At 66.1% G+C, this 26,758-nt stretch carries 21 protein-coding genes; 11 read left to right on the top strand and 10 right to left on the bottom strand.

The features are described from left to right. Positions 1-3: 3 nt before the first annotated feature. From L0977_RS04120 to L0977_RS04090, 7 genes are all read left to right on the top strand, one after another. A complete protein-coding gene (locus L0977_RS04120) occupies positions 4-2,034 on the top strand; it encodes a restriction endonuclease subunit S (protein ID WP_234263637.1) in 2,031 nt (676 codons plus the stop codon). Between the two features lie 68 nt (positions 2,035-2,102). Next, entirely contained in the window at positions 2,103-3,986 is a 1,884-nt protein-coding gene (locus tag L0977_RS04115) for an ATP-binding protein (RefSeq protein WP_234263474.1), read from the top strand. Between the two features lie 11 nt (positions 3,987-3,997). Next, the gene (locus tag L0977_RS04110; protein WP_234263473.1) at positions 3,998-4,867 is read left to right on the top strand and encodes a GIY-YIG nuclease family protein; all 870 of its coding nucleotides are present in this window, start codon (positions 3,998-4,000) and stop codon (positions 4,865-4,867) included. A gap of 21 nt (positions 4,868-4,888) precedes the next feature. Beyond that, positions 4,889-5,809, top strand: coding sequence for a PIN domain-containing protein (locus tag L0977_RS04105; RefSeq protein WP_234263472.1), 921 nt, complete (start codon positions 4,889-4,891; stop codon positions 5,807-5,809). Between the two features lie 77 nt (positions 5,810-5,886). Next, positions 5,887-6,546, top strand: coding sequence for a hypothetical protein (locus L0977_RS04100; RefSeq protein WP_234263471.1), 660 nt, complete (start codon positions 5,887-5,889; stop codon positions 6,544-6,546). Beyond that, positions 6,539-7,219, top strand: coding sequence for a hypothetical protein (locus L0977_RS04095; protein ID WP_234263469.1), 681 nt, complete (start codon positions 6,539-6,541; stop codon positions 7,217-7,219). The genes L0977_RS04100 and L0977_RS04095 overlap by 8 nt, the downstream gene beginning before the upstream one ends. A gap of 5 nt (positions 7,220-7,224) precedes the next feature. After that, complete coding sequence (locus tag L0977_RS04090; RefSeq protein ID WP_234263468.1) at positions 7,225-8,721, top strand: type I restriction-modification system subunit M; 1,497 nt, start codon at positions 7,225-7,227, stop codon at positions 8,719-8,721. A gap of 36 nt (positions 8,722-8,757) precedes the next feature. Here L0977_RS04090 and L0977_RS04085 read toward each other — a convergent pair whose 3' ends face one another. From L0977_RS04085 to L0977_RS04075, 3 genes are all read right to left on the bottom strand, one after another. Beyond that, entirely contained in the window at positions 8,758-10,005 is a 1,248-nt protein-coding gene (locus tag L0977_RS04085) for an NAD(P)/FAD-dependent oxidoreductase (RefSeq protein ID WP_234263467.1), read from the bottom strand. Then, a complete protein-coding gene (locus L0977_RS04080; protein WP_234263466.1) occupies positions 10,002-10,325 on the bottom strand; it encodes a 2Fe-2S iron-sulfur cluster-binding protein in 324 nt (107 codons plus the stop codon). Before L0977_RS04080 ends, L0977_RS04085 begins: the two co-directional genes overlap by 4 nt. 84 nt (positions 10,326-10,409) lie before the next feature. After that, entirely contained in the window at positions 10,410-11,597 is a 1,188-nt protein-coding gene (locus tag L0977_RS04075) for a cytochrome P450 (RefSeq protein ID WP_234263465.1), read from the bottom strand. A 111-nt stretch (positions 11,598-11,708) separates the two neighbouring features. Between L0977_RS04075 and L0977_RS04070 the strand changes: the two genes are divergently transcribed. Next, the gene (locus tag L0977_RS04070; protein WP_234263464.1) at positions 11,709-12,716 is read left to right on the top strand and encodes a helix-turn-helix domain-containing protein; all 1,008 of its coding nucleotides are present in this window, start codon (positions 11,709-11,711) and stop codon (positions 12,714-12,716) included. Here the strand turns inward: L0977_RS04070 and L0977_RS04065 are convergent. Genes L0977_RS04065 through L0977_RS04055 form a run of 3 tightly spaced genes read right to left on the bottom strand, consistent with a single transcriptional unit; the run spans position 12,679 to position 15,913 of the window. Then, complete coding sequence (locus tag L0977_RS04065; RefSeq protein ID WP_234263463.1) at positions 12,679-13,944, bottom strand: PQQ-dependent sugar dehydrogenase; 1,266 nt, start codon at positions 13,942-13,944, stop codon at positions 12,679-12,681. The genes L0977_RS04070 and L0977_RS04065 overlap by 38 nt on opposite strands. A gap of 19 nt (positions 13,945-13,963) precedes the next feature. After that, positions 13,964-14,938: a lysylphosphatidylglycerol synthase transmembrane domain-containing protein gene (locus L0977_RS04060; protein WP_234263462.1), complete on the bottom strand. Its 975-nt coding sequence runs from the start codon at positions 14,936-14,938 to the stop codon at positions 13,964-13,966. Between the two features lie 42 nt (positions 14,939-14,980). Further along, positions 14,981-15,913 (bottom strand): LysR family transcriptional regulator, encoded by a 933-nt coding sequence (locus L0977_RS04055; RefSeq protein WP_234263461.1) that lies wholly within the window; start codon positions 15,911-15,913, stop codon positions 14,981-14,983. A gap of 94 nt (positions 15,914-16,007) precedes the next feature. On the opposite strand from L0977_RS04055, the gene L0977_RS04050 reads away from it, so the two are divergent. After that, the gene (locus L0977_RS04050) at positions 16,008-16,352 is read left to right on the top strand and encodes a protocatechuate 4,5-dioxygenase subunit alpha (protein ID WP_234263460.1); all 345 of its coding nucleotides are present in this window, start codon (positions 16,008-16,010) and stop codon (positions 16,350-16,352) included. A gap of 18 nt (positions 16,353-16,370) precedes the next feature. Continuing rightward, positions 16,371-17,219, top strand: a complete 849-nt coding sequence (locus L0977_RS04045; RefSeq protein WP_234263458.1) for a class III extradiol dioxygenase family protein — start codon at positions 16,371-16,373, stop codon at positions 17,217-17,219. 421 nt (positions 17,220-17,640) lie between these two features. On the opposite strand, the gene rpoD is transcribed toward L0977_RS04045, so the two are convergent. Both rpoD and dnaG read right to left on the bottom strand, forming a co-directional pair. Beyond that, positions 17,641-19,968: an RNA polymerase sigma factor RpoD gene (rpoD, locus tag L0977_RS04040; protein ID WP_234263457.1), complete on the bottom strand. Its 2,328-nt coding sequence runs from the start codon at positions 19,966-19,968 to the stop codon at positions 17,641-17,643. Between the two features lie 300 nt (positions 19,969-20,268). Further along, positions 20,269-22,245, bottom strand: coding sequence for a DNA primase (gene dnaG, locus L0977_RS04035; RefSeq protein ID WP_234263455.1), 1,977 nt, complete (start codon positions 22,243-22,245; stop codon positions 20,269-20,271). Positions 22,246-22,298: 53 nt separating this feature from the next. On the opposite strand from dnaG, the gene L0977_RS04030 reads away from it, so the two are divergent. Next, positions 22,299-23,945: an acyl-CoA synthetase gene (locus L0977_RS04030; protein ID WP_234263454.1), complete on the top strand. Its 1,647-nt coding sequence runs from the start codon at positions 22,299-22,301 to the stop codon at positions 23,943-23,945. 153 nt (positions 23,946-24,098) lie between these two features. Here L0977_RS04030 and L0977_RS04025 read toward each other — a convergent pair whose 3' ends face one another. Both L0977_RS04025 and L0977_RS04020 read right to left on the bottom strand, forming a co-directional pair. Further along, positions 24,099-25,919 (bottom strand): gamma-glutamyltransferase family protein, encoded by a 1,821-nt coding sequence (locus tag L0977_RS04025; RefSeq protein WP_234263451.1) that lies wholly within the window; start codon positions 25,917-25,919, stop codon positions 24,099-24,101. A 68-nt stretch (positions 25,920-25,987) separates the two neighbouring features. Beyond that, positions 25,988-26,746 (bottom strand): 3-hydroxyacyl-CoA dehydrogenase, encoded by a 759-nt coding sequence (locus L0977_RS04020; protein WP_234263449.1) that lies wholly within the window; start codon positions 26,744-26,746, stop codon positions 25,988-25,990. Positions 26,747-26,758: the final 12 nt, after the last annotated feature.

Genomic DNA, 26,758 nt, shown 5'->3' with positions numbered 1-26,758 from the left:
GAGATGGTCCGGCTGAGCGACGTTGCGCAGATCAACCCGCGTTTCGACAAGACATCCCTGGCAGACGACGCGCAGGTCTCGTTCGTTCCCATGGCGGCGGTCGGCGCTGCGGACGGCCAGATCGACGCTTCGACCACACGCCCTTTTGGCGAAGTGAAGAAGGGCTACACCCCGTTCCGCGAGGGCGATGTGCTGTTTGCCAAGGTCACGCCTTGCATGGAGAACGGCAAGATGGCCGTGGCCCGTGGCCTCCAGAACGGTGTCGGTTTCGGCTCGTCGGAATTCCACGTGCTGCGCCCCTCCGAGCGCGTAGACGCCAAGTACCTGTACCACTTCGTTTCGTCCGAGTCTTTCCGCAAAGAGGCTGCACGCCACATGACTGGCGCCGTGGGGCTGCGCCGTGTGCCCACGGCGTTTCTGGCTGACGCTGAGTTGCCCTTGGTGGACTTGGACGAACAGCGCCGCATCGTTGCCGAGATCGACAAACAGTTCTCCCGCCTCGACGAAGCCGTCGCCAACCTCCAGCGCGTCAAGGCCAACCTCAAACGCTACAAAGCCACTGTCCTCAAAGCCGCCGTCGAAGGTCGCCTAGTCGAAACCGAAGCCAGCCTCGCCCGCCGCGAAGGGCGCGGCTATGAGACTGGCGACCAACTCCTGCAACGCATCCTCGACGCGCGCATGCTTCAGTGGCAAAAAAAGGGCGCTTACATAACGCCAACTGGACCTCAGCCTGGTGACCGAAAGGAACTGCCGGAAGGTTGGGCGTGGGCAACTGTTGAACAACTGAATCCGGGAAATCGGCCGTGCGCGTATGGCGTTTTGCAGCCTGGTGATGACCTCTTAGAAGGTATTCCGTTTGTACGGGTGGGTGACATCAACGATGGCGTAGTTAATTCCATCGAGATGAAGAGAATTCACCCGGAGATTGCGGGTGCCTACCCGCGAACCAAGCTGTCTGGTGGGGAAGTCCTGTTGACCTTGGTTGGGGCAATTGGACGGACTGCCGTTGTCCCTGCAAACTTGGCGGGCGGAAATGTCGCACGTGCGGTGGGAGTCTTGCCGATCAACGATCTGGTCGATCCACATTGGGTGGAGGTTTGGTTTCGAAACCCCGCAAAAATCCTCGAAATGACCGAAAAGTCTCATGAGGTGGCGCGCAAGACGCTCAACTTGGAGGACGTGAGGCTTGCAGCTGTTGCAGTGCCACCGAAGGCAGAGCAGGCGCGCATCTTCGCCGAAGTCGACCGCCGCCTGTCCGTCATCCGCGAAGTCGAAGCCGAGGTCAATGCCAACCTCCTGCGCGCTCAAGCCTTACGACAGTCGGTTCTCCAAAGTGCGTTTTCGGAAAGTGACCGGTTCGATGCAAGCAACTCGGTTGTGGCTAGAACGGCCCGTGCTCAGGAGGCTGCGTCCGTCGTCATCGCTGCCCGAGTCATCGCGCAGAACTGCGAAGCAGCCACCTTCGGGCGGGTCAAACTTCAGAAGCTGTTGTTCCTGTCAACCCATTACGCACGCGTCGAAGCGAGCAATGACGAATACGCGCGCCTGCGGGCTGGACCGGCAGACCTTGAAAGACTCCAGGGTGTTCTGAAACGATTGGATCAATTGCGGTGGTTTCGGGAGCGGTCACGAGAGCGGGGCAATCGACCGGAAGGCGCAGGCTACACCTATGAGCGGCTCACGCTCGCCGATGACTACAAGAATCATCTGAGTGCGATCACGGGCGATCAGCTCAATGCGGTCGATTACGTTTGCCAGTCTTTGCGGACCTGGTCCACCGATGACTGTGAGTTGCTGGCAACGGTGTACGCCGCCTGGAATGACCTCTTGCTGTTGCGTCGCCCGATTTCAGATGAGGCCCTCGTGGAGGAACTGCATGAACACTGGCATGAAAGCAAGAGGCGATTCACTGTTCAGGAGATCAGTGCCATGCGGAGGCGAATAGTCGAACTTAGGCTGGAACCTACTGGTTTCGGGAAACCTACCCGAGGAACGGCTGCCGATGTCCTGACCAAAGATTTTTTTGATGAGTAAGGTGAGCACAGCTTTCGCCCTTTGCGTCCCCCTCGCCGCCACGGGTGACTTAGTTGCTTTGAACGACCATGCGCCAACTTGATCTGTTCTCCTCCCTTCAGTCCAGCACCGAGGGCATCGACACCGAGTTCAAGTCGGCGCGGGGCGGGTTGCCGGGCAGTTTCTGGGAGTCGTATTCCGCGTTCGCCAACACGCAGGGCGGCACCATCGTGCTGGGGGTGGCCGAGAAGCCGGCCGGTCTGGTGTGGGAGGGCGTGCCCGACGCGGCGCAGTTGCGCACGGTGCTGTGGGCGCAGCTGAACGACCGCAACAAGATCAGCGCCAACCTGTTGCGCGACGACGATGTGCGCACGGTGGACGACGAGGGGCGCCAGTTTGTGGTGGTGAACGTGCCGCGCGCTTCGCGCTTGCAGCGCCCGGTGTTTGTGGGGCCCAACCCCATGAATGGCACCTTTCGCCGGGCGGACGAGGGCGACTACCGCTGCTCGGACGACGAGGTGCGCCGCATGCTGGCCGACCAGTCGGACACGCCGGCCGATTCGCAGATCGTGGAGCATTTCGGCCAGGCAGACTTTGATCCGGAGACGGTCAAGCAGTACCGCAACCGTTTCGCGTCCCGTGCGCCGGACCACCCCTGGCTGTTGCTGGACGATGCCGCGCTGCTAACCAAGCTGAGTGCCCTGCGCCGCGACCGCGCCACGGGTCTGGAGGGTGCCACGGTGGCCGGCCTGCTGATGTTCGGCCGGTTCGAGGCCTTGCGGGAGGCTTTGCCGGGGTTCCATGTGGACTACCGCGAGCGTTTGTCCGACGACCCGGCCGTGCGCTGGACGGACCGCGTGGTGCCCGACGGCACCTGGGAAAACAACCTGTTCCAGTTCTACCTGCGGGTGATGCAGCGCCTGTCGGGCGACTTGAAGATGCCGTTTCAGTTGGACCGGGAGCTGTACCGCAAGGACGACTCGGCTGTGCACGAAGCTTTGCGTGAGGCGGTGGTCAATGCCCTGGTGCATGCGGACCACCGGGGCCAGGGCGGGGTGGTGATCGAGCGCTATCTGGATCGCATCGAGCTGTCCAACCCGGGTTCGCTGCTGGTGTCGCGGGTGCAACTGCTGCAGGGTGGTGTGAGCGAGTGCCGCAACAAGAGCCTGCAACTGATGTTTCAGCTCATGGGCGGTGGCGACAAGGCCGGGTCGGGGATGGACAAGATCCGCGCCGGCTGGCGGTCGCAACACTGGCGTTCGCCTCGGCTGGAAGAGTTCTTGCAGCCGGACCGCGTGAAGCTGGTGCTGCCCATGGTCAGCCTGATTCCGGACGAGGTGGAAAAGGCGCTGCGCCAGCGGTTTGGCGACCGGTTTGCACGGTTGGACAAGACGGCGGTGCAGGCGGTGGTGACGGCGCAGGTGGAAGGCAGCGTGACCAATGGCCGCATGCAGGAAATCACCGGGGAGCATTCGAAAGACATCACCGCCGTGTTGCAGGGGCTGGTGCGTGACGGTCTGCTGACCCAGCAGAACCAGCGCCGGTGGGCCAGCTACCGGGTGGCGGAGGACTCCCCCCAATCGGACGGGGACTCCCCTCATTTGGCGGGAAACTCCCCCCAAGACTCCCCCCAATGGGCCGGGGACTCCCCCCAATCGACTCCGAACTCCCCCCAACCGGGTCGCCTGGCAGGACTCTCGCCCGAGGTTCAAGCGCTGCTGCCACTCGCCGAGCCTGCCCGCAAGAACAAGAATTTGCCCAGGGATCAACTCAAAGCCATCGTCTTGAAGCTCTGTGTGGGGCGCTGGCTGGCCGCCTCTGAACTGGCGGCGTTGGTGGATCGCGATGCGGAAAAGTTGCAGTCCCGCTTTCTCACTGCGATGGTGCGAGAGGGGTTGTTGGAGTTGCGCCACCCGGAAGTTCGCAACCGGCCCGATCAGGCGTATCGCACCGTGAAGTCAGGCCAGCCGTGAACGCCCGCACCATGACCCCTTTCTCCCTCCGCATCTTCGTCGCCGACGGCGACCCCGACGGCCTGCGCATCGTCGAGAAGTCCAACTGGATTGGCAAGGCGCTGGTGTTTCCTCGGGCGCTGCTGCCGCAGGTGAAGGCGCGGCCGGAGCTGGCGCAAACGGGTGTCTACCTGCTGCTGGGGCCGCGGCCGGACGGCGAGGGCGAGATGCTTTACGTGGGTGAGGGCGACCCCATCCGCCCCCGGCTGGAGAGCCACTACGCGCAGAAGGATTTCTGGACCCGCGCCATCGGCTTCACCACGGCCACGGCCGGGCAGCTGAACAAGGCGCATGTGCAGTTTCTGGAGGCGCGGCTGATCGCGCTGGCCCGCGCGGCCAAGCGCATGCCGCTGGACAACGCCAACCAGCCCGCGGAACCCAGCCTGAGCGAGGCCGACCGGGCCGACATGGAGGTGTTTCTGGCCCACATGCTGGGCATGCTGCCGGTGCTGGGGGTGCATGCGTTTGAGCAGGCGCCGGCCCCCACGGCCAAGGCCAGCCCGGTGCTCACCTGCAAGGGCAAGGGCGTGTTGGCCACGGGTTACGAGGCGAGCCAGGGTTTTGTGGTCAAGGCCGGTTCGCAGGCGGTGGCCGAGTCGGTGCCGTCGATGGCGCAGCACGTGCGGGGCATGTACGACGTGCGGCAGGAGCTGATCGCCAACGGCGTGCTGACGCTGGAGGCCGGCCTGTACCACTTCACGCAGGACTACAGCTTCAGCTCACCCAGCACGGCCGCTGCCGTGGTGCTGGGCCGCAGCGCGAACGGGCGCATCGAGTGGAAAGACGCGCAGGGGCGGACGCTGAAGGCGCTGCAAGAGGCGGAGGCAACCCAGTCCGTTTAGTCATTACAGGGAGGAGTTGTGATGAGCGAGCTGCATGTGCTGGTGGATTTCGAGAATGTCCAACCCACCATGGACGATCTGATTGCGCTGGCGCCTGAATTGAAAGACGTCTGGCTGTTCCATGGCCCAACGCTGGCCAAGCGGGCCGCCAAGGTCAAGGGCGACGACGCACGAGTGACGCTGGTGCCGCATTCCGGCAAGGGCAAGAACGCCTTGGACTTTCACCTGACGTTCTATCTGGGCTACCTGGCGGCCAAGCGGACCGAGCCCCGGCTGCTGGTGGTGTCCAACGACCAAGGCTATGACTCGATGCTGGACCATGCCAAGAGCCAGGGCCTCGAAGCTTCCCGGGTTGGCTTCAAGGGGAAGGAGAAGCCTGCAGCGAAGAAGGTTGCCGCTGCCAGGAAAGCGGTTTCGTTGGAGAAGCCTTTGGCGGCGCCTGTGCCGGCCAAGAAGGCCGCGGCGAAGAAGCCACCTGCCAAGAAGGTGGCTGCGAAAACGCCTGCGCCAGCAACGCCAGCAACGCCAGCAACGAAGAAGAACGTTGCCAAAAAGGTGGCGGCCAAAAAGGCGGCGGCAAAGCAGGTTCCGGCCAAGGCGGTCCCTGCGAAGAAGACGGCTGCAAAGAAGGCAGCTCCCAAGAAGGCTCCTGCCCAAAAGTCAACGGCGGTGAGCAGTGCGCCGGCTGCCAAGCCTGCGTCGAAGGCGGCCGCACCAAAGGCGCCGGTAAAGGCAGCCTCAGCAGACAAAGTGCTGGCGCGCGCCAAGGCTTCGTTGTCCAAGATGGGCAAGAACCGGCCGACCAAACTGTCCAAGCTGCTTCGTCACCTGACATCCATCGTTGGGCAGGGAGCCACCCTGGAGCAGGCGGATGCGCTGTCGCGCCAGCTGGAAGAGGCCAAGGTCATCCAGGTGGTGGGTGATCTGGTGCTGTATCCCTGACGGGTTGAAACAAACCCGTTGCCGATTCGTATGTACCTTGATATATTCAATATTCGCAAATCGCGAATATTGAATAAATGCAACTCAAACCCCAGGACTTTCTCGTGGCCCTCAAGCTGGTGGCTTGGGGTGATCAGCGCTGGACGTATGCGCGCCTGGCGCAGGAGCTGGGGCTGAGCGCGTCGGAGGCGCATGCCGCGGTGAAGCGCGGCATACAGGCAGGTTTGCTGGTGGACGCTGCGTTGCTGGCGCCACCGCCTGCCAGTGTTCCAGGCGTTCAAGAGTCGCCGTCGATCTACCGGGTGCGTGCCAAGCCGCGCCGTGCTGCCGCCGGTGAGGCCAGCGGGGCGGACAACCCGGCGCGGGTGAACAGCCGCAACCTGGCGGAGTTTGCGGTGCACGGGGCCAAGTACGCCTTTGCCGCAGATCGGTTGCCGGTGGCGGTGGGTGTGCCCACGAGCCACAGCGCGCCAGCGTTTGCGGGCGTGTTTGCGCCCGGCTCTGAAGACTGGGTGTGGCCGCACCCCAATGGCACTGCGCGCGGGCAGGGGTTGGAGCCTTTGCACCCCAGTGCGCCGTTCGCGGCCATGCAGGATGCCAAGTTGTACGAGATGCTGGCCCTGTTTGATGCCCTGCGCGTGGGCCGCGCCCGGGAGCGCGGAATGGCGCTCAAGCGGCTGCCGCTGCTGATCTACCCGGACGGCCCCAAGCCCGAAGAAAGGCCCATGCATGGCTGACCCCAACCTTGAATTGCTATCTGGCATGGCCCACGCCATGGGGCCGCTATGTGAGCAGGTGGTGTTTGTGGGCGGCTGTGCCACCGGCTTGCTGATTTCGCGGCCGTTGGTTGCTGACGCGCGCGCCACCGAAGATGTCGATGCCATCGTGGAGGTGACGTCTTTGGTCGCCTATCACGCGCTGGCCGATCAGTTGATGGCCCGTGGCTTCCAGCAGACCATGGCCGACAACACGCCACCGTTTCGTTGGTTCTGGAACCGGATGCAGCTGGATCTGGTGCCGCTGGATGAGAAGGTGCTGGGGTTTGCCAATCGGTGGTACCAGCCTGGCTATGCGGCGGCACAGGTCGCCACGCTGCCCACGGGTTTGACGCTCAGGCATCTGTCGGCTCCCTACTTTGTGGCCACCAAGCTGGAGGCCTTCAACGACCGCGGAAATGGCGACATTCTGTTGAGCCACGACCTGGAAGACATCATCACCGTGGTGGATGGGCGGGAGGAGTTGCTGGCAGAACTGGCCGCAGCGCCTGGCGAGGTGCGCCGCTTTGTCGCCGATCAGTTTCAGTCGGTGTTGAATCACACCGACTTTTCCAACACGTTGCCGGGCATCGTCGCGCAGAGCACACGCGCCGGTCTGGTCCTGCAGCGGTTCACCGAAATCGCCAAACTCTAAACACAATGAACACCCACACCCTTGTCCAGAAACTCTGGAACTACTGCAACGTGCTGCGCGACGACGGCATGAGCTATGGCGACTATGTGGAGCAGCTGACTTACCTGCTGTTCCTGAAGATGGCCGACGAGCGCTGCCAGCCGCCGTACAACCAGCCCAGCATCGTGCCGCCGGCCTATGGCTGGCCCGAGCTGCTCAAGCGCGACGGCGACAGCCTGTTCGACCACTACCGCCACACGCTGGAGCGGCTGGGCATGGAGCGCGGCACGCTGGGGCTGATTTTTGCGAAGGCGCAGAACAAGTTCCAGGACCCGGCCAAGCTGCGCCGCGTGGTGGCGGACCTGATCGACACCGAGACCTGGACCATCCTGGGCGCGGACGTGAAGGGCGATGCCTACGAAGGCCTGCTGGAGCGCAATGCGCAGGACACGAAGAGCGGCGCGGGTCAGTACTTCACACCGCGCGCGCTGATCCAGGCCATGGTGGACTGCATTGCGCCGCAACCGGGCGAGACGATTTGCGACCCGGCCTGCGGCACGGGCGGCTTTCTGTTCACGGCGCACAACCACATTACCCGTGAGCACAAGAACCTGACGCGCGACCAGCTCAAGCACCTGAAGGAAAAGGCCTTCACCGGTTACGAACTGGTGCAGGCCACGGCGCGGGTCTGCGCCATGAACCTGATGCTGCACGGCATCGGCTCTGAAAAGTCGGTGCCGGTGGTGGTGGGCGACGCGCTGGGCTCAGACCCCGGCGAGCGTTACGACGTGGTGCTGGCCAACCCGCCGTTCGGCAAGAAGAGCAGCACCGTGATCGTGGGCGAAGACGGCCGTACCAGCACCGAAAAGGACATCATTGAGCGCGACGATTTCTGGGCCACCACCAGCAACAAGCAGCTGAACTTTGTGCAGCACATCAAGACGCTGCTGGCCACCCACGGCCGAGCGGCTGTGGTGCTGCCGGACAACGTGCTGTTCGAAGGCGGGGCGGGCGAGACGATTCGCCGCAAGCTGCTGCACGAGTGCGATCTGCACACCCTGTTGCGCCTGCCCACGGGTTTGTTCTATGCGCAGGGCGTGAAGGCCAATGTGCTGTTCTTCGACAAGAAGCCGGCCAGCGAAACGCCGTGGACGAAGCAGCTGTGGATCTACGACCTGCGCACGAACCAGCACTTCACGCTGAAGACGAATCCGCTCAGGCGCGAACATCTGGACGAGTTTGTTGACTTGTACAAGGTGGGTCAACGGCACCTGCGCCAGGCCACCTGGTCCACCGAAAACCCGGATGGCCGCTGGCGCGTGTATGGCTACGACGAGTTGGTGGCGCGCGACAAGGCCAGCCTGGACATCTTCTGGCTCAAGGACGAGTCGCTGGCCGACAGCGACAACCTGCCCGCGCCGGAAGTGATTGCGCAGGAGATCGTGGAAGACCTGCAGGCGGCGCTGGAGCAGTTCAAGCTGATCGCGGGCGATCTTGCGGGTGCCGGGGTCACAGCCGACTGAGACCTCGTGCTGGGCTGCGAAGCCACCCAGGCCGCGTTACTTCAGCAGACTGCCCAGATCAACCCCCCCATCGGCCGCCTGTTCGGTGCTGGGCGATACCCCCGCATCCAGCAGCTTGCGCGCCTGCAGATGGTCTTTGGCGGCATTGACGCTGTCGACCGCGATCAGGCGGCCGTCCTTGAAGTGGTAGACGCTGAAGCCGGTGCCGGCGGCCATGTCGCCGCGCACGGCCCAGCGGTCGGCGCCGGTGGACAGGCCCGCCATCTGCAGCTTGCGGTCGTACTGGTCGCTCCAGAACCAGGGGGTGGCGGTGAAGGGGCGGTCCTGCCCGAGCAGGGCCGCCGCCGCGCTCTTGCCCTGTTCGGTGGCGTTCTGCACCGATTCCAGGCGCAGCAAGGTGCCGTCGGGCAGACGCCGTGCCGTGCAGTCGCCGGCCGCGACGATGTGCGGATCGCTGGTGCGGCCGCAGGCGTCGACCACGATACCGCGGTCGCAGGCGAGCCCCGCCTGCAGCGCCAGCGCGTCGTTGGCGCTGACGCCAATGCCGACCACGACCAGCCCGGCGGGCAGCACCTGGCCGTCGGCCAGCTTTACGCCGCGCACGCCGTTCGCATCGGTGTCGATGGCCGCGATCTGCGTGCCAAAGACCAGCTCAACGCCGTGGCTGCGGTGCAGTTCGGCATACCAGTCGCTGAGCACCGGCGCCAGCACTCGGCCCAGCAGGCGCGGGGCGGCTTCGAGCACGGTCACCCGCGCCCCTTTCTTGCGTGCAGTGGCCGCCACTTCCAGGCCGATGAAGCCGCCACCGATGACCACCACGGGCAGGTTCTTCTCCACACACCCGGCCATGCGTTCGGCGATGGCGCTGGCGTCCGCGCGCGAACGCAGCGGCAGCACACCCGCCGCGTCGGCACCGGGCAGCGGCAGGGCACGCGGGGTGGCGCCGGTGGCCAGCACCAGGCCGCTGTAGGGCAGGCGGCTGCCATCGGCCAGTTGCACGGTTTTTTTGGCGCGGTCGATGGCTTGCACGGCGGCGTCGGTGCGCAGTTCGATGCCTTTTTTCGCCAGCATCTCGGGCGCGCGCATCACGAGTTGGGCCGCGTCCATCTCTCCGGCCAGCCAGGCTTTGGACAGCGGCGGGCGGTGGTAGGGGCCGTGGGGTTCGTCGCCCAGCAGGGTGATGGGGCCTTCAAAGCCGCCGCTGCGCAGGGCCTCGGCCGTCTGCAGGCCGGCTTGGCCGGCGCCGACGATGACCACGCCCGGGGTGCTCGCTGCGGCCGTCATTCCTGGCACTCGGGCAGGGTGACCACACCGCCTTCGAGCGCGGCGCTGGCCTTGATCTGGCAGGCCAGCCGGCTGTTCGGGCGGCGCTCGGCGGTCACGTTGTCCAGCATGTCCAGCTCGCCTTGCGCGGGGGCGGGCAGCACGCTGGCGAGGAAGTCGTCCACATAGCAGTGGCAGGTGGCGCAGGCGCAGGATCCGCCGCATTCGCCGATGATGCCTTCGACGCCGTTGGCCGTGGCGCCTTGCATCAGGCTCCAGCCGTCGGGCAGGTTCAGGGTGGTGGACTGGCCGCTGGCTTCGATGAAAGTGATGTTTGCCATGGTGGGACCTAAGGACCTCAGAGGTCAAAAGCTGCCGGCGGCGGGGCCGGCGGCAGCAGGAGAACGGGGGCAGGGGCGGGGGGCTTACTGCACCTTGAGCTGCAGCACCAGCGGGCTGCGGAAGGTGGACGAGGGCATCCAGGGCAACTGGTCGGCCACGCGGGTGTAGTCGGGCACGACCTTGTGGAATTCTTCGAAGGCGATCTTCACCGCCAGGCGCGCGATGGCCGTGCCCAGGCAGGCGTGCACACCGCCACCGAAGCCCAGGTGGCCGCGCGGCTTGCGGGCGATGTCGTAGACGTCGGGGTTCGGGTACTGGCGTTCGTCGCGGTTGCCCGAGCCGTAGGCCAGGCAGACGAAATCGCCTTCCTTCATGGTCTGGCCGTGCAGGGTCACGTCCTTCATCAGGCGGCGGCGGAAGCGCTGGGCCGAGGTGTTGAAACGCAGGCTTTCTTCCACCGCGTCGGGCAGCAGGGCCGGGTTGGCGACCACGGCGCGGCGGGCCTCGGCGTAGGTGGCGAGGTTGTAGGCCATCATCATCATGAAGCCGCCCAGGGACTCGACGCCGGCCATGATCAGCGTGGTGGTGGTCAGCAGCACCTCGCGGTCGTCCAGTCGGTCGCCGTCGATCTCGGCCAGCGCGAAGTGGCTGATGAGGTCGTTCTTGGGCTCGGCGCGGCGCATGGCGATGACCTTGCTCGCGTATTCCTGCATCCAGTTGTAGGCGGCGATGTGCTCGGGGCCCTTGGCGCGGGTGCGGGCGTCGCTCTGCACCATCAGCACCGCGTTGTCGCGCACCTCCTGCTCGGGCACCAGGGCGTCGGCGCCCATGGGCAGGCCGAGCGCGGCCATCAGCACCTTGACGGTGAACTGCGAGGACACGTCCTTGAAGTCGAATTCGTCAATGCCCTGGAGCTGGCCGAACACCTCTTGCGCCACGGCGCGAATGGGCTCTTCCAGCGCCAGCAGGTTGCGCTTCATGAACGCGTGCTGGATCAGGCCGCGCAGGCGGTCGTGCTTCGGTGGGTCGGAGCTGCCCAGCGTGGCGCCGGCGCGCCCGGGCAGTTCGGTCATCAGGTTGCCGCTGGCGCTGGAATAGGTCTGCCAGTCCTGGCCGGCGGTGACGATGTCGCTGTAGCGCGAGAGCACCCACATCTGGGCTTCCTCGCTCCAGTAGCAGGGGAATTCGTCGCGCAGACGCTGGTAGGTGGGGAAGGGATCGGCGTCGATGGCCGGTGAATAGGGATCGAAATGGAAGCTGCCAAGGCCCATGTCTTGTCTCCTGTGGGGTGGATCGGGAGCCTGAACTGTAGGGTTCGGATCACTTCAAGACACTGCACAAAGCAGGGATAATCTGGGTACTTTTTGATCAAGATAATGCCGATGGCAGCCACCGCATCCCGCCGCCCATCCTCGACAGCCACCCGCCGGCCGGTAGCGGCCATTCCCCGTTTTGCGCTGTACGGCGAAGCGGCGCGGCCGGGTGAAGAGCTGCTGCATATCGAGGAAGTCCAGTCGCGCAGCCGGCTTTACCACTGGGAAATCGATGCCCATGTGCACCAGGGGCTGTACCAGATTCTGTGGATCGGCGCGGGTGAGGCCGAGGTGATGCTGGACGAATGGCGGGCCCGGGTGCAGGGGCCCGCAGCCATCGTGGTGCCACCGGGCGTGGTGCACGGCTTCCGGTTCGAGCCCGAAACCCAGGGGCGGGTGCTCACGCTCAGCGCGCGGTTTCTGGTGGAAGGCGAGTTCGAAGGCATCGGTGCGGCTTTCCGGTCGCTGTTCATGGCGCCGGGTGTCTTGCACTTTTCCGAAGACGACGGCGAGGCGCAGCGGCTGAACGTGCAACTGGCGGAGCTGTCGGCAGAGTTCGCGCTGCCGGGTGCGGCGGACGCGCCGGTGCTGCGCTGGCTGGCGCGTGCGGTGGTCTGGCGCCTGGCCCGTGCCAGCGACCAGGGGCAGCGCGAGGGCGGTGAATCGCGGGCCCACCGCGCGCTGTTCACGCGCTTTTTGCTGCTGGTCGAGCAGCACTTTCTGGCCCACTGGCCCATGGAGCGATATGCCTCGCGGCTGGGGTTGTCCACCCAGCGGCTGAACCGGCTGGTGCGTGGTGAGCGCGGCTGCACGGCGCTGGAACTGGTGCACGAGCGGTTGACGCGCGAGGCCTGCCGGCGCCTGATCTACGTGGCCGCGCCGGCGGCCAGCCTGGCGCTGGAGCTGGGCTTCGAAGACCCGGCCTACTTTTCGCGCTTCTTCAGGCGGCGTACCGGGGCCAGTCCCCAGCAATGGCGGCGGGCGCACGCCGAAGGCCGGGTGCAGGCCGAGCCGGCACCCGAGGGCGCCGCCCCGGGGGTCATGACGCCGGACGGCGGGCCACGTCGGCCAGCTTGATCTCGAACACGCCGTAGCCGTCGGTGGAGACGCCCAGCCGCTCCCCGGGCAGGGCCACGAATTCGCGCAGACGCATGTCGACGCTGAGGCGTTCGAGCGACACCACGCGGTGCTGGTCATCGATCAGGCCGACGGACAGCGACATGCCGCGCAAGGACGTGATGAGCACGCACTGCAAGGGCGCGTAGCGCTCGGCCAGTGCGCTCGGGCAGGCCAGGATGTCGCTGGGCGCGACGGCCGGAATGAACGAAAACAGCGGCTCGTCGAACCGCGCCGGATCGCCCACGGGTTCGTGCGGCTGGCCCTGGTAGGTGGAGCCGAGCGAATACAGCGGCCAGCCGTAGTTGTGACCACGCTGCAGCAGGTTGATCTCGTCGCCGCCCTTGGGGCCGTGGTCGGTGGCGTAGAGCGCACCGCCCACGCGCACCAGGCCCTGCGGGTTGCGGTGGCCGCTGGAATGCACCACGAAGGTCTCGCGCGCCGGGCCTTCACCGCGCAGCTGGGCATCAGGGAAAAACAGCACCTTGCCGTAGGGCGAGGCCGGGTCCTGTGCCAGGCCGGCGATGCGCAGGTCGTCCGACGGCGTGCCCAGGCTCATGAGGATGCCACCTTCGTCGGCCACCCAGCCGCCGCCGATGGCGCTGAAATCGATCTCGTCCACCGGTGGCAGGCAGGGCGCACGGAACACCTCGCGCCGTGCCGTCACGTTCACCAGCGACGCGAAGCGGCAGCCCTCGGGCAACGCCTGCATGGACACCAGCGCCAGCGTCTGGCCCTGGTAGCGGAACACCTGCTTGATGCCGCCGCCGCGGAAGGTGGAGGGCTTGGCGTCGGTGATCACGCTGCCCAGTTGCCAGCGTGCCCAGTGCACGTCCACATCGTTCTGCTCAATCTTCACCGGCAGGGCGCCGCCCTCGTCGATGAAGCCGGCGGTCTTTTCGGTGCTGCCGTACGCGGGCAGGTGCAGCAGTTCGAGCGAAAAGTCGTTGGCGGTGAAGACCTTGATCTCGTCGGACTGGAGCGCCTGGCCTTGCGGGGCACCGCCACTGAGTTTTTCGCGCAGGGTCACCCACTGGTGCACCGCGGCGATTTTCAGCTCCTTGATGCCGTAGTAGGCGAAGTCCTTCTGGGTGGCCGAACGCAGGCCCATGAGGAAACCGGCCAGGGCACCGCCGAGCAGCAGCACCCCGATGAGTGCGCGACGGCGCAACGACGACAGACGTTTCATGGCAGGGAGGGTGGGGGTCTCAGGGGGTGCGCTGGGCACGCTGGTCGAGCCAGCCCAGTGCGAAGGCCAGCGCGTCGCCGCCCATGGAGCTCAGCCGCATCACCAGGCTCAGGCCCAGCACGACCGAAATGCCCAGTTGCGGCGCCAGCAGCTTGAGCATGACGGCTTCGCGCACGCCCAGGCCACCGGGCGCCCCGGGCACGATGTAGCCGGCGGTCCAGGCCAGGGTGAACAGCAGCGTCAGTTGCAGCCAGTCCACCTCGGGGTGGCCGAACACCACGGTGGCCTGCAGCCAGAGCACCGAGCCGAGGATGGCAAAACACAGCATCATCAGCGCGGAGACGAACAACGCCGTGCCCAGGCGTGGCGCGGCCACCAGGTCGCCCTTGCCCAGCTTGCGGCTGAGGCCCGGGGCCACGGCGTTGAGCAGGTGCACCCCGAAAAAGGGCGCAAACAGCATCAGGCCACCCAGCAGCGCCAGGTAGCCGGGGTGGGTGTTGTCGACCAGGCCTTCGTGCAGGTCGTCCACGTACAGCAGCAGCGCCACCACGGTGAATGCCGAGCTGATCGCCAGGGTCCACACCACCTCCACGGCCATGGTGGTCACGGTCTTGCCGGTGGGAACGCCTTCTTTGGCGGCCAGCAGGGCGCGGCCGGTGTAGTGGCCGATGTTGCCCGGGAGGTATTTGCCGAACTGCGAAATGGCCACGATGCGCAGGGCCTGGCGGTAACCCAGATGCACCCCCTGGTCGCGCAGCAGGCACTGCCACATGAGCGCGATCAGGGCCACGGTGAGCAGCGTGCCCAGCACCGAGGCCAGCAGCACAGCCAGCGTGGCACCGCTCCAGTCGATATCCGGCAGGTGGTGAAGGTTGGTCCAGAGCTGGTAGACGAAATACGCGCTCGCCAGCGCCAGCAGCGTCAGCGCCAGCCCATGAGCCAGACGCCGCGCCAGCGGTACCGGCGGAAGAGGGGGGGCGGTGGGCAAACTCATGCGAATGGACGTCGAAGCTCTCACCATTCTAGGAAGCGAAGCTTAAATTCCAGGGGCTTCCTCTGCGGTTGTGGCGGGGAAGACGCCATCGACCACGGATTCGATGCGCGCGCGCAACCAGCGGTGCGCGTCGTCCTGCTGGTGCCGGCGGTGCCAGATCAGGTACATCGGCAGGCCCGGGCAGGGCAGCGGCATGGCGACGCTGGCGAAATCGCGCAGCAGACCCCGGGCCATCAAACCCGGGGCTGCGGCCAGCAACGGGCTGCCACGCAGGAAGGCGGGCACCCCGGCGAAACCCGGCACCATGACCGCGAAGCGGCGCTGAACGCCCCGAGCCAGCAGCGTGTGGTCCAGATCGAGCAGGCGCCGGGGCTCGTAGACCACGCTCACATGGTCGGCCGCCAGCCACTCCGCCAGCGACTGCGGCGCGTCGCGCACGGCCGGGTCGTAGAACACGCGGTAGCGGTCTTCGAACAGGCGCTTTTGCACGATGTCGCTGCCCTCGGGCGGGCGGGGGCTGATCGCCAGATCGCAGGCCCCGTCGCGCAGCATCTCCAGGCTGGGAATGTCCGACGGGATGATCCGCAGCGCCACGCCGGGGGCCTCGCTGCGCAGGGTGGTGGCCAGCGCTGGCAGCAGCACGTCGCGCTGGAAGTCGTTGGCCGCGATGGTCACCGTGGCGCGCCAGCGTCCCGGCTCGAAGGCGCCGGCGTGGGCGAACCCCTGCAACTGGCGCAGCAGTTCGCGGGCGCGCTCGGACAACGCCAGCGCACGCGCGGTGGCCACGATGCCGCGCCCGCTTTTGACGAACAGTGGGTCGCCCGTGATGGCGCGCAGCTTGTCCAGCTGGTGGCTGACCGCCGATTGCGTGACGCCCAGCGCCTGTGCCGCCCGGGTGATGCTGCCCGCGTCGATCACCGCCACCAGCAACTGCAGCAGGCGTGCGTCCAAATCTGACCAATCGAAATCATTCATGTATCAAATGATCATTGATCTGTTTATCTTTGGCAATTCCGGCGGAATACTCGCCCCAGATTTCCGCCCATTCCATCCCACGCAGGAGGCATTCGTGAGCCAGACCATCCCCGGCACCACCCCGTTCGACGGCGACGTCGCGCAGAAGGGCTACGCCCTGAACAAGATGTGTTTTTCCTTCAACCACCAGGCCAACCGCGATGCCTTCGTGGCCGATCCCGAGGCCTACATGCAGCAATACGGTCTCAACGCGCAGCAGGCCGAGGCGATCCGATCCAAGCAGGTGCTGGCGCTGCTGGCTGCGGGCGGCAATGCCTACTACCTGGCCAAGTTCGCCGGCATCTTCGGGCTGGACATGCAGGACATCGGTGCCCAGCAGACGGGCATGACCAAAGACCAATTCAAGGCCAAGCTGGTTGCGGCCAACGAGCAATGCTGATTCGCAAGGAAGACTGACATGGCACAACTCATCGGTGGCCTGGCCACATCGCACATCCCCGCCATCGGCGGCGCCATCCACAAGGGCAAGCAGAACGAGCCTTACTGGAAGCCCTTCTTCGACGGCTTTCCGCCCATCCACCAATGGCTGGGCCAGGTCCAGCCCGACGTGGTCGTGGTGTTCTACAACGACCATGGGCTGAACTTCTTCCTCGACAAGATGCCGACCTTCGCGGTGGGGGCCGCAGCCACCTACAGCAATGCCGACGAGGGCTGGGGCATACCCACGCTGCCGCCGATCCCGGGTTGCCAGGATCTGTCGTGGCACCTGATCAATGAGCTGATCGCCAAGGAGTTCGACATCGTGACCTGCCAGGAAATGCTGGTGGACCACGCCTGCACGCTGCCGTTCAAGCTGTTCTGGCCCGACCACGAGGTGGCGCCGGTGCAGATCGTGCCCATCAGCATCAACACGGTGCAGTTCCCGCTGCCGACGGCCAAGCGCGTCTACAAGCTGGGCAAGGCCGTGGGGGAAGCGATCGTGAACTGGCAGAGCGACAAGAAGGTGGCGGTGATGGCCACGGGCGGCCTGTCGCACCAACTGGAAGGCGAGCGCGCCGGATTCATCAACAAGGCGTTTGATCTGCAGTTTCTGCAGAGCATGGAAACGAATCCGGAGTGGGCGACGCAGTTCACCGATCTGGAGCTGGTCGAGAAGGCGGGCACGCAGGGGGTGGAACTGCTGATGTGGCTGGCCATGCGTGCAGCGCTGACCGCGGGTGGGGCCGGTGTGCGCAAGGTGCACAGCAACTACCACATCCCGATTTCCAACACGGCCACGGGTGTGCTGGCGCTGGAGACGGTCTGACGGCTTTTCGGCGCCTGGCGCGTGTCAAGAAGGGAGCCTTTGGCTCCCTTCTTGTTTTTTGTGTGCCGGCGTGTGGGCGTTGCCGTGATCGCCGGGTATCCGACTCCGCGAATGTCCCCCGGCTTGGGCTGCGCCCAAGCCTCCTCCTTTATTTCGCTGCGTCGGACACCCGACACTCACGGCATTTCGGGCGGTGTGGGCAAGCCGGCGGTCGGGAGCCCACACGCCACTGCGGCGGGAGTATCCGGTGCCTGCCGCAGCGAAATAAAGGAGGAGGCGGCCGCAGGCCGCCGGGGGACATTCGCGGAGGCAGGTGCCGGGTGCTCCCGCTGCCGCCCGATGCCTCTGAACGAAACCTGCAGAGCAAAAAAACGGGGACCCGAAGGTCCCCGCCATGTCGAAGCGAAACGCTGAAGTCAGATCACAGCGAATCGATGAAGCTGCGCAGCTTGTCCGAACGGCTCGGGTGCTTGAGCTTGCGCACGGCCTTGCTCTCGATCTGACGAATCCGCTCGCGCGTCACGTCGAACTGCTTGCCCACTTCTTCCAGCGTGTGGTCGGTCGACATCTCGATACCGAAACGCATGCGCAGCACCTTGGCTTCGCGCGGCGTCAGGCTGTCCAGGATTTCCTTGACCACCTCGCGCAGACCGGCCTGCATCGCGGCCTCGATCGGCGCGGTGTTGGCCTGGTCCTCGATGAAATCGCCCAGGTGCGAATCGTCGTCGTCGCCGATCGGCGTCTCCATGGAGATCGGCTCTTTGGCGATCTTCATGATCTTGCGGATCTTGTCCTCGGGCATCTCCATCTTCTCGGCCAGGATGGAGGCGTCGGGTTCGAAGCCGTGCTCCTGCAGATGCTGGCGCGAGATGCGGTTCATCTTGTTGATCGTCTCGATCATGTGCACCGGGATGCGGATGGTGCGGGCCTGGTCAGCGATCGAGCGGGTGATGGCCTGACGAATCCACCAGGTGGCGTAGGTCGAGAACTTGTAGCCGCGGCGGTATTCGAACTTGTCCACCGCCTTCATCAGGCCGATGTTGCCTTCCTGAATCAGGTCCAGGAACTGCAGACCGCGGTTGGTGTACTTCTTCGCGATCGAGATCACCAGACGCAGGTTGGCCTCGATCATTTCCTTCTTCGCGTCGCGCGACGAGGCCTCGCCCTCGTTCATGCGCTTGTGGATGTCCTTGAGCTGGGGCAGCGGCACCACCACGCTGTTCTGGATGGTGAGCAGGCCCTGCTGCAGTTCCTGGATCGGCGGAATGTTGCGTTCCAGCACGGTGCTCCAGGGCTTGCCGGCGGCCGATTCCTTCTCCACCCACTTGAGGTTCAGCAGGTTTTCGGGGAAGGCAGCGATGAACTTTTCCTGCGGCATGCCGCACTTGTCCACGATGATGCGGCGCAGCTCGCGTTCCTTCTTGCGCACCTCGTCAACCTGGCCACGCAGCGTGTCGCACAGCTTCTCGATCGCCTTGGCCGTGAAGCGGATGGTCATCAGCGTTTCGGTGATGTTGTGCTGGGTCTTGTGGTAGGTGGGGCTGCCGTAGCCTTCCTTGTCGTAGACCTTGTGCAGCTTTTCGAACTGCGCGCGGATCTTGTCGAAGCGCTCCAGCGCTTCGCGCTTGAGTTCTTCGAGCTTGCGCGTCAGGGCCTTGGAGCCGCCCTTGCCATCGTCGTCGTCGGCTTCGTCGTAGTCGTCGAAGTCTTCTTCGGCCACATAGTCGTCGGCCGCGTCGGCGTCGGCGAAACCGTCGACCACGGTGGAGATCACCACCTTGCCTTCGCGGATTTCTTCCGACATGGCCAGCAGTTCGGCGATGGTGGCCGGGCTTTCGCTGATGGCCGCCATCATGTCGTTGAGGCCACCCTCGATGCGCTTGGCGATCTCGATTTCGCCTTCGCGCGTCAGCAGCTCCACGGTGCCCATTTCGCGCATGTACATGCGCACCGGGTCGGTGGTGCGGCCGAATTCGCTGTCCACGGTGGACAGCGCGGCTTCGGCCGCTTCTTCGGCCTCTTCTTCACTCGAACCGGTGGGGGCGTTGTCGGTGATGATCAGCGCTTCGGCGTCGGGTGTCTGCTCGTACACCGCCACACCCATGTCGTTGAGCAGGGCGATCACCACCTCCAGCGTCTCGGCATCGATCAGCTTGTCGGGCAGGTGGTCGTTGATTTCGCCGTGCGTCAGGTAGCCGCGCGTCTTGCCCAGCTTGATCAGCGCCTTCAGATGTTCGCGCCGGGTTTTGGATTCCTCTTCGGACAGGACGGTGTCGTCCAGGCCGAATTCCTTCATCAGCGCCCGTTCCTTGGCCTTGCTGATCTTCATGCGCAGCGGCTTGACCTTCTCCACCGGCTGCACTTCGTCGGCGACCTCCTCGACCACTTCTTCGGTGAGGTCTTCCTCGACGTCGCTCAGGTCGGCATCGTCGAGGTCGGCGTCTTCCTTGCCCTTGGGCTTGCGGCCGCGCTTGGCCGCGGGCTTGTCGCCGCTGGTCGCCTTGGCGGGGCGGCCGGGCTTTTTCTTGGCGGCCGGGGCGGCTGCGGTATCCAGTTCGTCAGCGGCGGCGGCCTTGGTTTTGGCGGCCTTGGCCGGCTTGGCGTCGTCCTTGGCTGCGGGTTTCGCGGGGGTCTTGGCGGTCACGGAAGTCGAGGCTTTCTTTTTCGTCGGCTCCGGAGCGGCCGCGGCGGCGGACTTCTTGGCGACTTTGGTGCTGGAGGCGGGCGTACTGGCTTTCTTCGCGGGCATGAGAACCTCAAAAAAAACGGCAGGAAGGTAACCGGCTGAGACACACAAAAACGCCAGAAATTCACCGCAGGCGGTGCTTTCCGGGGGTTCTTGTCGGGCACGATGCCCACCCTGGGCCGGTCAGGGGCGGGCCTGCAAGCTGGTGGGCGAACATTTGGTGTGCAGTCCTTGCGGGGTGTCCGTCAGGCCCGTGGCGGGCGCTGAGGTGGCCGGGATCATGTGAGTCCACGTGGCCCCTGTGCTGGGGTCGGGCCGGTGCCGGAGGTGCTGCTGTCGCGCTTGCGGTGCAAAAGCCCTCAATTATACCAACGGGATCGTTTTCAGGGTGCGCAGGCGCTCGTGGATCTCGCGCAGTCGCTCGCGCGCTACAGGATCCAGGGCCGCCCGGGCGCTCAGCGCCTGGCTTTCGCGCTCGAGCTCGTCGCAGCGCAGCCGGTTCATCACGCCGTCGAGTTCCTGCAGTTCGGCCTCACTGTCGGCGGCGACGGTCGCCTGTTCGACTTCGGCGCACACGTAGGCCTCGAAGCTCTCCCCGCGCAGGGCTTCGCGCAGGGCGGCCCAGGGCAGGGGGCCGTGTTCGTGCAATTGCGCCTCCAGCCAGGCGAACACCGGGCCGTGGGGCGCTGGCAGGTGGGCCAGCATGGCGTGGTCGTCGGCCGACAGCCGGTCCCAGGCTGCGGCATTGGCCAGCAGCAGGCCCACGGCACGGTCGACCCGGCTGCGGCTGGCCCGCTGCTGGCCGAGCATGCGCGGTGGCGGCGGTGGCGAGCGCCGCCAGTTGCCGCTGCCACTGCGACCGCTGCCCGACCAGGGCTGGCGGGCGGGCGAACCGCCGCGCGCCGTGCTGCCCGGCACACCCGATGGGCCGGCTGTGTGGGGCGCAGCGGCCGCGTTGGCCGGTGCGGTGTTCGGAGCGTGGGCCGCGTCTGCCGAACGGGCCCGCGCAGGGCGCTGGCCCGGGCCGGGTTTGAGCCAGATCTGGTGCAGATCGGCGCTGCCGATGCCGATGTCGCGGGCCAGTTCGGCCAGCAACTGCTGTTTGAGAGCACCTTCCGGCAGCGCTGACCACAGGGGCTGAGCCTGCGCGGCGAGCCGGGCACGGCCCTCGGCGCTGCCGAGGTCGCAGTCGGCGCTGGCGGCGTCCACGAGGAACCGCGAGAGCGGGGTGGCGCCCTGCACGAACTGGGCGAAGGCGTCGGCACCATGAGCACGGATGTAGCTGTCCGGGTCGTGCTCGGGCGGCAGGAACAGAAACTTCACGCTGCGCGTGTCGGTCGCCAGCGGCAAGGCGGCGTCCAGCGCCTTGCGCGCGGCACGTCGGCCCGCGGCGTCGCCGTCGAAGCTGAACACCACCGCGTCGGTGAAGCGGAACAGCTTGTGCACATGGTCGGGCGTGCAGGCCGTGCCCAGCGTGGCCACCGCGTTGGCAAAGCCCAGTTGGGCCAGGGCCACCACGTCCATGTAACCTTCGGTCACCAGGGCATAGCCGTGCTGGCGGATGGCGGTGCGGGCCTCGAACAGGCCGTACAGTTCGCGCCCCTTGCTGAACACCGGGGTTTCGGGCGAGTTCAGGTATTTGGGTTCGCCCTTGTCGAGTACGCGGCCGCCGAAGCCGATGCAATCGCCTTTGACGTTGCGGATCGGGAACATGATGCGGTCGCGGAAGCGGTCGTAGCGCTTGGCCTGACCGTCCTGGCCTTTTTCGTCCTCGTGCTCGATCACCAGGCCCGACTCGACCAGCAACGGTTCGCTGTAGTCCGGAAACACCCCGGCCAGGTGGCGCCAGCCTTCCGGGGCGTAACCCAGGCCGAAGGCCTTGGCGACCTGGCCGGTCAGGCCCCGGCCCTTGAGGTAGTCCACGGCGCGGGGCGCATCCTTGAGGTCCTTCTGATAGGCCTTGGCGGCTTTCTCCAGCACGTCGGTCAGGGTGGCCTGCTTCTGGCGCTGCTGGGCGGCGCGCTCGCGCTCCTGCGGGGTCACGTCGTCTTCGGGTACCTGCAGACCCACTTGCTGGGCAAGGTCCTTGACGGCTTCGATGAAGCTCATGCCCGTGTGTTCCATCAGAAAGCCGATGGCGTTGCCGTTGGCACCGCAACCGAAGCAGTGATAGAACTGCTTGCTGGGGCTCACGCTGAACGACGGCGACTTTTCCCCGTGGAAGGGGCACAGGCCCATGAAGTTGGCGCCGCCTTTCTTGAGCTGCACGTAGCGTCCCACCACATCGACCACGTCGACGCGGGCGAGCAACTCCTGGATGAAAGACTGGGGGATGGCCACGCGCTATTCTCTCGCATGCGCTGGCCGCAGGCCGGCACCGCAACGGAGCCCCCATGACGAGCATTTACGACCAGGACCTTCCCCGCAACGAGGCCAATTTCGCCCCGCTGACCCCACTGGCTTTCATCGAGCGTTCCGCCGAGGTCTACCCCGACCGGCTGGCCATCGTGCACGGCGCGCTGCGCCAGACCTGGGCGCAGACCTATGCCCGTACTCGCCAGTTGGCCAGTGCCCTGCGCAAGGCCGGCATCGGCAAGAACGACACGGTGGCGGTGATGCTGCCCAACACACCGCCCATGGTGGAGGCCCATTTCGGCGTGCCCATGGCCGGGGCCGTGCTCAATACCCTGAACACCCGGCTGGACCCGGAGGCGATTGCTTTCATGCTCGACCACGGCGAGGCCAAGGCAGTGATCGTCGATCCGGAATTCGCCGGCACCCTGGCCAAGGCGCTGCCGCTGCGCCAGTCGGCCACGCCGCTGCTGGTGATCGACGTGAAAGATGCGTTGTTCACCGGTGATACCCAGCCCGTGGGCAGTACCACCTACGAAGCCTTCCTGGCCGGCGGCGATCCGGCCTTCGACTGGGCCTGGCCGGCCGACGAGTGGGATGCCATCGCCCTCAACTACACCAGCGGCACCACCGGCAACCCCAAGGGCGTGGTCTACCACCACCGCGGCGCGGCGGTGAACGCCATCAGCAACATCCTCGAATGGGACATGCCCAAGCACGCGGTCTACCTGTGGACGCTGCCCATGTTCCACTGCAACGGCTGGTGCTTTCCCTGGACCGTTGCGGCCCGCGCCGGGGTGAACGTGTGCCTGCGCCGTGTCGAAGCGCAGGCGATCTTCGACCTGATGCGCGAGCACGGGGTGACCCACTACTGCGGGGCCCCCATCGTGCAGGGCTTGCTGGTCAACGCCCCGGCGACCATGAAGGCGGGCCTGCCTGCCGGCATCAAGGCCATGGTGGCCGGCGCCGCGCCGCCGGCCTCGATGATCGAGGGCATGGAACAGATGGGGTTCGACCTCACGCACGTCTATGGCCTGACCGAGGTCTACGGTCCGGCCACCGTGTGCGCCAAGCACGAATCCTGGAACGAGCTGGACATCGGCGAGCGCGCCCGGCTCAATGCGCGCCAGGGCGTGCGCTATCACCTGCAGCGTGGCGCGCGCGTGCTCGATCCCGAAACCATGCAGCCCGTGCCCGAAGACGGCGAGACCATGGGCGAGATCATGTTCAAGGGCAACATCGCCATGAAGGGGTACCTGAAAAACCCCAAGGCGACGCAGGAGGCCTTTGCCGGCGGCTGGTTCCACAGCGGTGACCTGGCCGTGCAGTACCCCGACGGCTACCTCAAGATCAAGGACCGCAGCAAGGACATCATCATCTCGGGCGGCGAGAACATTTCCAGCATCGAGGTCGAGGACGTGCTCTACCGCCACCCCGACGTGCTGGCCGCTGCCGTGGTGGCCAAGCCCGATGCCAAGTGGGGCGAAACGCCGTGCGCCTTCGTGGAGCTGAAGTTTGGCGCCCAGACCACGCCGGAAGGTATCGTGGCCCACTGCAAGCAGCACCTGGCCGGTTTCAAGGTGCCGCGTTACGTGGTGTTCGGCGAACTGCCCAAGACCAGCACCGGCAAGATCCAGAAGTTCGAGCTGCGCAAGCGCGCCGGATCGGCCACCGCGATCGACGTGTAACCCCGTGGTCGCATGCAAGCGCCCGTAAGGGGGGCGTCAACGAAGCGCAGTCAGTGCCGTGGCGCTGGCGCTGCCAGGCCACAGGTGCGCTCCCCCTCGAAGCGCCGAAGGCGCGCTGCAGCGGGGAATACCGCACAGCGCGCTGTGGTGTTTTCAGTCCCCCGCCACAACCCCCTCACGGCGCGGGTCGGCGCCGCCGAACAGCACCGGCTGCCCGTGTACCTGGCCGCGCGCAATCGCCTGCAGGCCGCTGGTCATGGCCGTTTCACGCACCTCGTGACCACGCGCCTTCAGTGCCTCGATGGTGGCCGGCGGAAAGCGCTTCTCTTCCAGCAGCGTCGGAGCGCCAGTGGCGCCGAAGTTCGGCAGGCTGATCGCCTGCTGCGGCAACAGGCCCCATTGATAGAGGCCGTACAGGGTCTTGGCCGTGTAATGGATGATGAGTGCCCCGCCTGGGCTGCCAGCGCTGGCGAGCAGTTGGCCACTGGCCTTGTCGAACACCAGCGTGGGCGCCATCGACGACCGCGGGCGCTTGCCGGGCTGCACCCGATTGGCGATGGGGCGGCCCTGGGCGTCGGCGGGCGCAAAGCTGAAATCGGTCAGTTCGTTGTTGAGCAGGAAGCCCTTGACCATCTGGCGCGCGCCGAAGGCGTCTTCGATGGTGGTGGTCATGGCCAGTGCGTTGCCTTGGGCGTCGATGATGCTGATGTGGCTGGTGCCGAACTCGGGTTGTTCGGCCATGGGGCCGAACGCCGTTCGCACCATGCCCGGCATGCCGGGCTGGGCGGCGGGCATGCGCTGGGTGCCGATCAGCGCGGCGCGTTCCTTCAGGTAGGCCGGGTCCAGCAGGCTCAGCCAGTTGCCGGCTGGCGCGGTCACAAAGTCCGGGTCGGCCACGTACTGGGCTCGGTCGGCGAAGGCCAGGCGCGCGGCTTCGGTGTACAGGTGCAGCCATTCGGCGCCAGGCAGGCCGTCGGTCAGCGGGAGGGTGGCGGCCGGTGTGTGCGCCAGGATGCCGAGGATCTGGCCCACGGCGATCGCGCCCGAACTTGGCGGTGGGAATCCGCAGAACGACAGCGTCCGGCCCTGGGCGCTGAAGTCGTGGCATAGCGCGGAGCGCTTCTTGGGTTGGTAGCCGGCCAGATCGGTCAGGGCCAGCTTGCCGGGGTTGGTCGGGTGGCCGGTGACCTTGGCGACGATGGCCTGAGCGACCTCGCCTTGGTACAGAGCGTCCGGGCCGCGCCGAGCGATGTCGCGCAGCACGGCAGCCAGCTCGGGGTTCTTGAGCACGTGCCCGACCGGGTGTGGCGTACCGTCGGCCTGGTAGAAATAGGCGCGCGCGACCGGGTCTTTCTTCAGGTGTGGCTCAGCCGCCAGCATGGCGTGCAGGCGCGGGCTGACCTTGAAGCCCTGTTCGGCCAGCACGATGGCGGGCTCGAACAGCGCGGCCCAGGGCAGCTTGCCGTGTTCGCGGTGCACGAGGTCGAGCATGCGCACGGTGCCGGGTGTACCCACCGAGCGGCCGCCGACAACGGCATCGTGAAAGGCCAGCGGTTTGTTATCCGGTCCGAGCAGGAGCTTCTCGTCGGCTGCGGCCGGCGCGGTTTCGCGGCCGTCATAGGCTTCGGTCCGGAGACCATCGTGGTGCAGCAGGAAAGCACCGCCGCCGATACCGCTGGACTGGGGTTCGACCAGGGTGAGCACCATCTGCACGGCGACCGCCGCGTCCACGGCGCTGCCACCCGCCTTGAGGATCTGGTAACCAGCGTCGGTTGCCAGCGGATTGGCCGCAGCCACCGCAAAACGTTGTGTGACCCAGCCGGGTTTGTCCTGGTAGCCGGTGGCGCCCTCGGGCTGCTCGGGCGGCTGGTAGGCAAAGCGGCTTCCATCGTTTCGAGGCTGGCTGCTGCAGGCGGCCAGCAGCAGGGCGATGGCGGTGGCGCCCAGCAGGCGTCGGCTTGGGTGGATGCGCATGATGGTCTCCCCAGGTTGGAGAGGCCATCATAGGGGCAAGGCGTGCGGTTGTGGTGCCCGCAAGGCGCTCAGCGCGGCGCCAGGCGGATCGCGCCGTCCAGGCGGATCACCTCGCCGTTGAGCATGTCGTTTTCGATGATGTGCTTGGCCAGCTTGGCGTAATCGGCCGGGGTACCCAGGCGGCTGGGGAACGGCACGCCGGCCGCCAGGGCATCCTGCACTTCCTGGGGCATGCCGAACAGCATCGGTGTGCCGAAGATGCCGGGCGCGATGGTCATGTTGCGGATGCCGTTGCGCGCCAGGTCGCGTGCGATGGGCAACGTCATGCCGACCACGCCGCCCTTGGTGGCGCTGTAGGCGGCCTGGCCGATCTGGCCGTCGTAGGCGGCCACGCTGGCGGTGCTGATCAGCACGCCGCGCTCGCCGGTGGCCTCGGGCTCGTTCTTGCACATGGCGTCGGCCGCCAGGCGGATCATGTTGAAGGTGCCGACCAGGTTGACCATGATGGTTTTGGTGTAGACGGCCAGCGAGTGCGGGCCGTTCTTGCCCACGGTCTTTTCGGCGGGGGCGATGCCGGCGCAGTTGACCAGACCCATGAGCTTGCCCAGGGACACCGCCTTGGCGACCACGGCCTGGCCGTCGGCTTCGCTGCTGACGTCGCACTGGACGAAGGCGCCGCCGATCTCCTGGGCGATCGCTTCGCCTTTTTCGGCCTGCATGTCGGCGATGACCACCGTGCCGCCGTTGGCCGCCAGCATGCGCGCTGTGCCTTCGCCCAGGCCCGATGCGCCGCCGGTAACGATGAATACCTTGCCTGCAATGTCCATGAAATGCTCCTC

Source organism: Hydrogenophaga sp. NFH-34, assembly GCF_021401345.1.
In the GTDB taxonomy this organism is placed as follows: Bacteria; Pseudomonadota; Gammaproteobacteria; order Burkholderiales; family Burkholderiaceae_C; genus Hydrogenophaga; species Hydrogenophaga electricum.
Note: the sequence above shows the minus strand (reverse complement) of the source record. Positions and strands in the feature narration are given on the sequence as shown.

What these genes read in the sequence shown, in the direction of transcription:
- L0977_RS04120 (WP_234263637.1), top strand. Translation starts at nt 4, where the DNA reads ATGGTCCGGCTGAGCGACGTTGCGCAGATCAACCCGCGTTTCGACAAG.
- L0977_RS04115 (WP_234263474.1), top strand. Translation starts at nt 2,103, where the DNA reads ATGCGCCAACTTGATCTGTTCTCCTCCCTTCAGTCCAGCACCGAGGGC.
- L0977_RS04110 (WP_234263473.1), top strand. Translation starts at nt 3,998, where the DNA reads ATGACCCCTTTCTCCCTCCGCATCTTCGTCGCCGACGGCGACCCCGAC.
- L0977_RS04105 (WP_234263472.1), top strand. Translation starts at nt 4,889, where the DNA reads ATGAGCGAGCTGCATGTGCTGGTGGATTTCGAGAATGTCCAACCCACC.
- L0977_RS04100 (WP_234263471.1), top strand. Translation starts at nt 5,887, where the DNA reads ATGCAACTCAAACCCCAGGACTTTCTCGTGGCCCTCAAGCTGGTGGCT.
- L0977_RS04095 (WP_234263469.1), top strand. Translation starts at nt 6,539, where the DNA reads ATGGCTGACCCCAACCTTGAATTGCTATCTGGCATGGCCCACGCCATG.
- L0977_RS04090 (WP_234263468.1), top strand. Translation starts at nt 7,225, where the DNA reads ATGAACACCCACACCCTTGTCCAGAAACTCTGGAACTACTGCAACGTG.
- L0977_RS04085 (WP_234263467.1), bottom strand. Translation starts at nt 10,005, where the DNA reads ATGACGGCCGCAGCGAGCACCCCGGGCGTGGTCATCGTCGGCGCCGGC.
- L0977_RS04080 (WP_234263466.1), bottom strand. Translation starts at nt 10,325, where the DNA reads ATGGCAAACATCACTTTCATCGAAGCCAGCGGCCAGTCCACCACCCTG.
- L0977_RS04075 (WP_234263465.1), bottom strand. Translation starts at nt 11,597, where the DNA reads ATGGGCCTTGGCAGCTTCCATTTCGATCCCTATTCACCGGCCATCGAC.
- L0977_RS04070 (WP_234263464.1), top strand. Translation starts at nt 11,709, where the DNA reads ATGGCAGCCACCGCATCCCGCCGCCCATCCTCGACAGCCACCCGCCGG.
- L0977_RS04065 (WP_234263463.1), bottom strand. Translation starts at nt 13,944, where the DNA reads ATGAAACGTCTGTCGTCGTTGCGCCGTCGCGCACTCATCGGGGTGCTG.
- L0977_RS04060 (WP_234263462.1), bottom strand. Translation starts at nt 14,938, where the DNA reads ATGAGTTTGCCCACCGCCCCCCCTCTTCCGCCGGTACCGCTGGCGCGG.
- L0977_RS04055 (WP_234263461.1), bottom strand. Translation starts at nt 15,913, where the DNA reads ATGAATGATTTCGATTGGTCAGATTTGGACGCACGCCTGCTGCAGTTG.
- L0977_RS04045 (WP_234263458.1), top strand. Translation starts at nt 16,371, where the DNA reads ATGGCACAACTCATCGGTGGCCTGGCCACATCGCACATCCCCGCCATC.
- rpoD (WP_234263457.1), bottom strand. Translation starts at nt 19,968, where the DNA reads ATGCCCGCGAAGAAAGCCAGTACGCCCGCCTCCAGCACCAAAGTCGCC.
- L0977_RS04030 (WP_234263454.1), top strand. Translation starts at nt 22,299, where the DNA reads ATGACGAGCATTTACGACCAGGACCTTCCCCGCAACGAGGCCAATTTC.
- L0977_RS04025 (WP_234263451.1), bottom strand. Translation starts at nt 25,919, where the DNA reads ATGCGCATCCACCCAAGCCGACGCCTGCTGGGCGCCACCGCCATCGCC.
- L0977_RS04020 (WP_234263449.1), bottom strand. Translation starts at nt 26,746, where the DNA reads ATGGACATTGCAGGCAAGGTATTCATCGTTACCGGCGGCGCATCGGGC.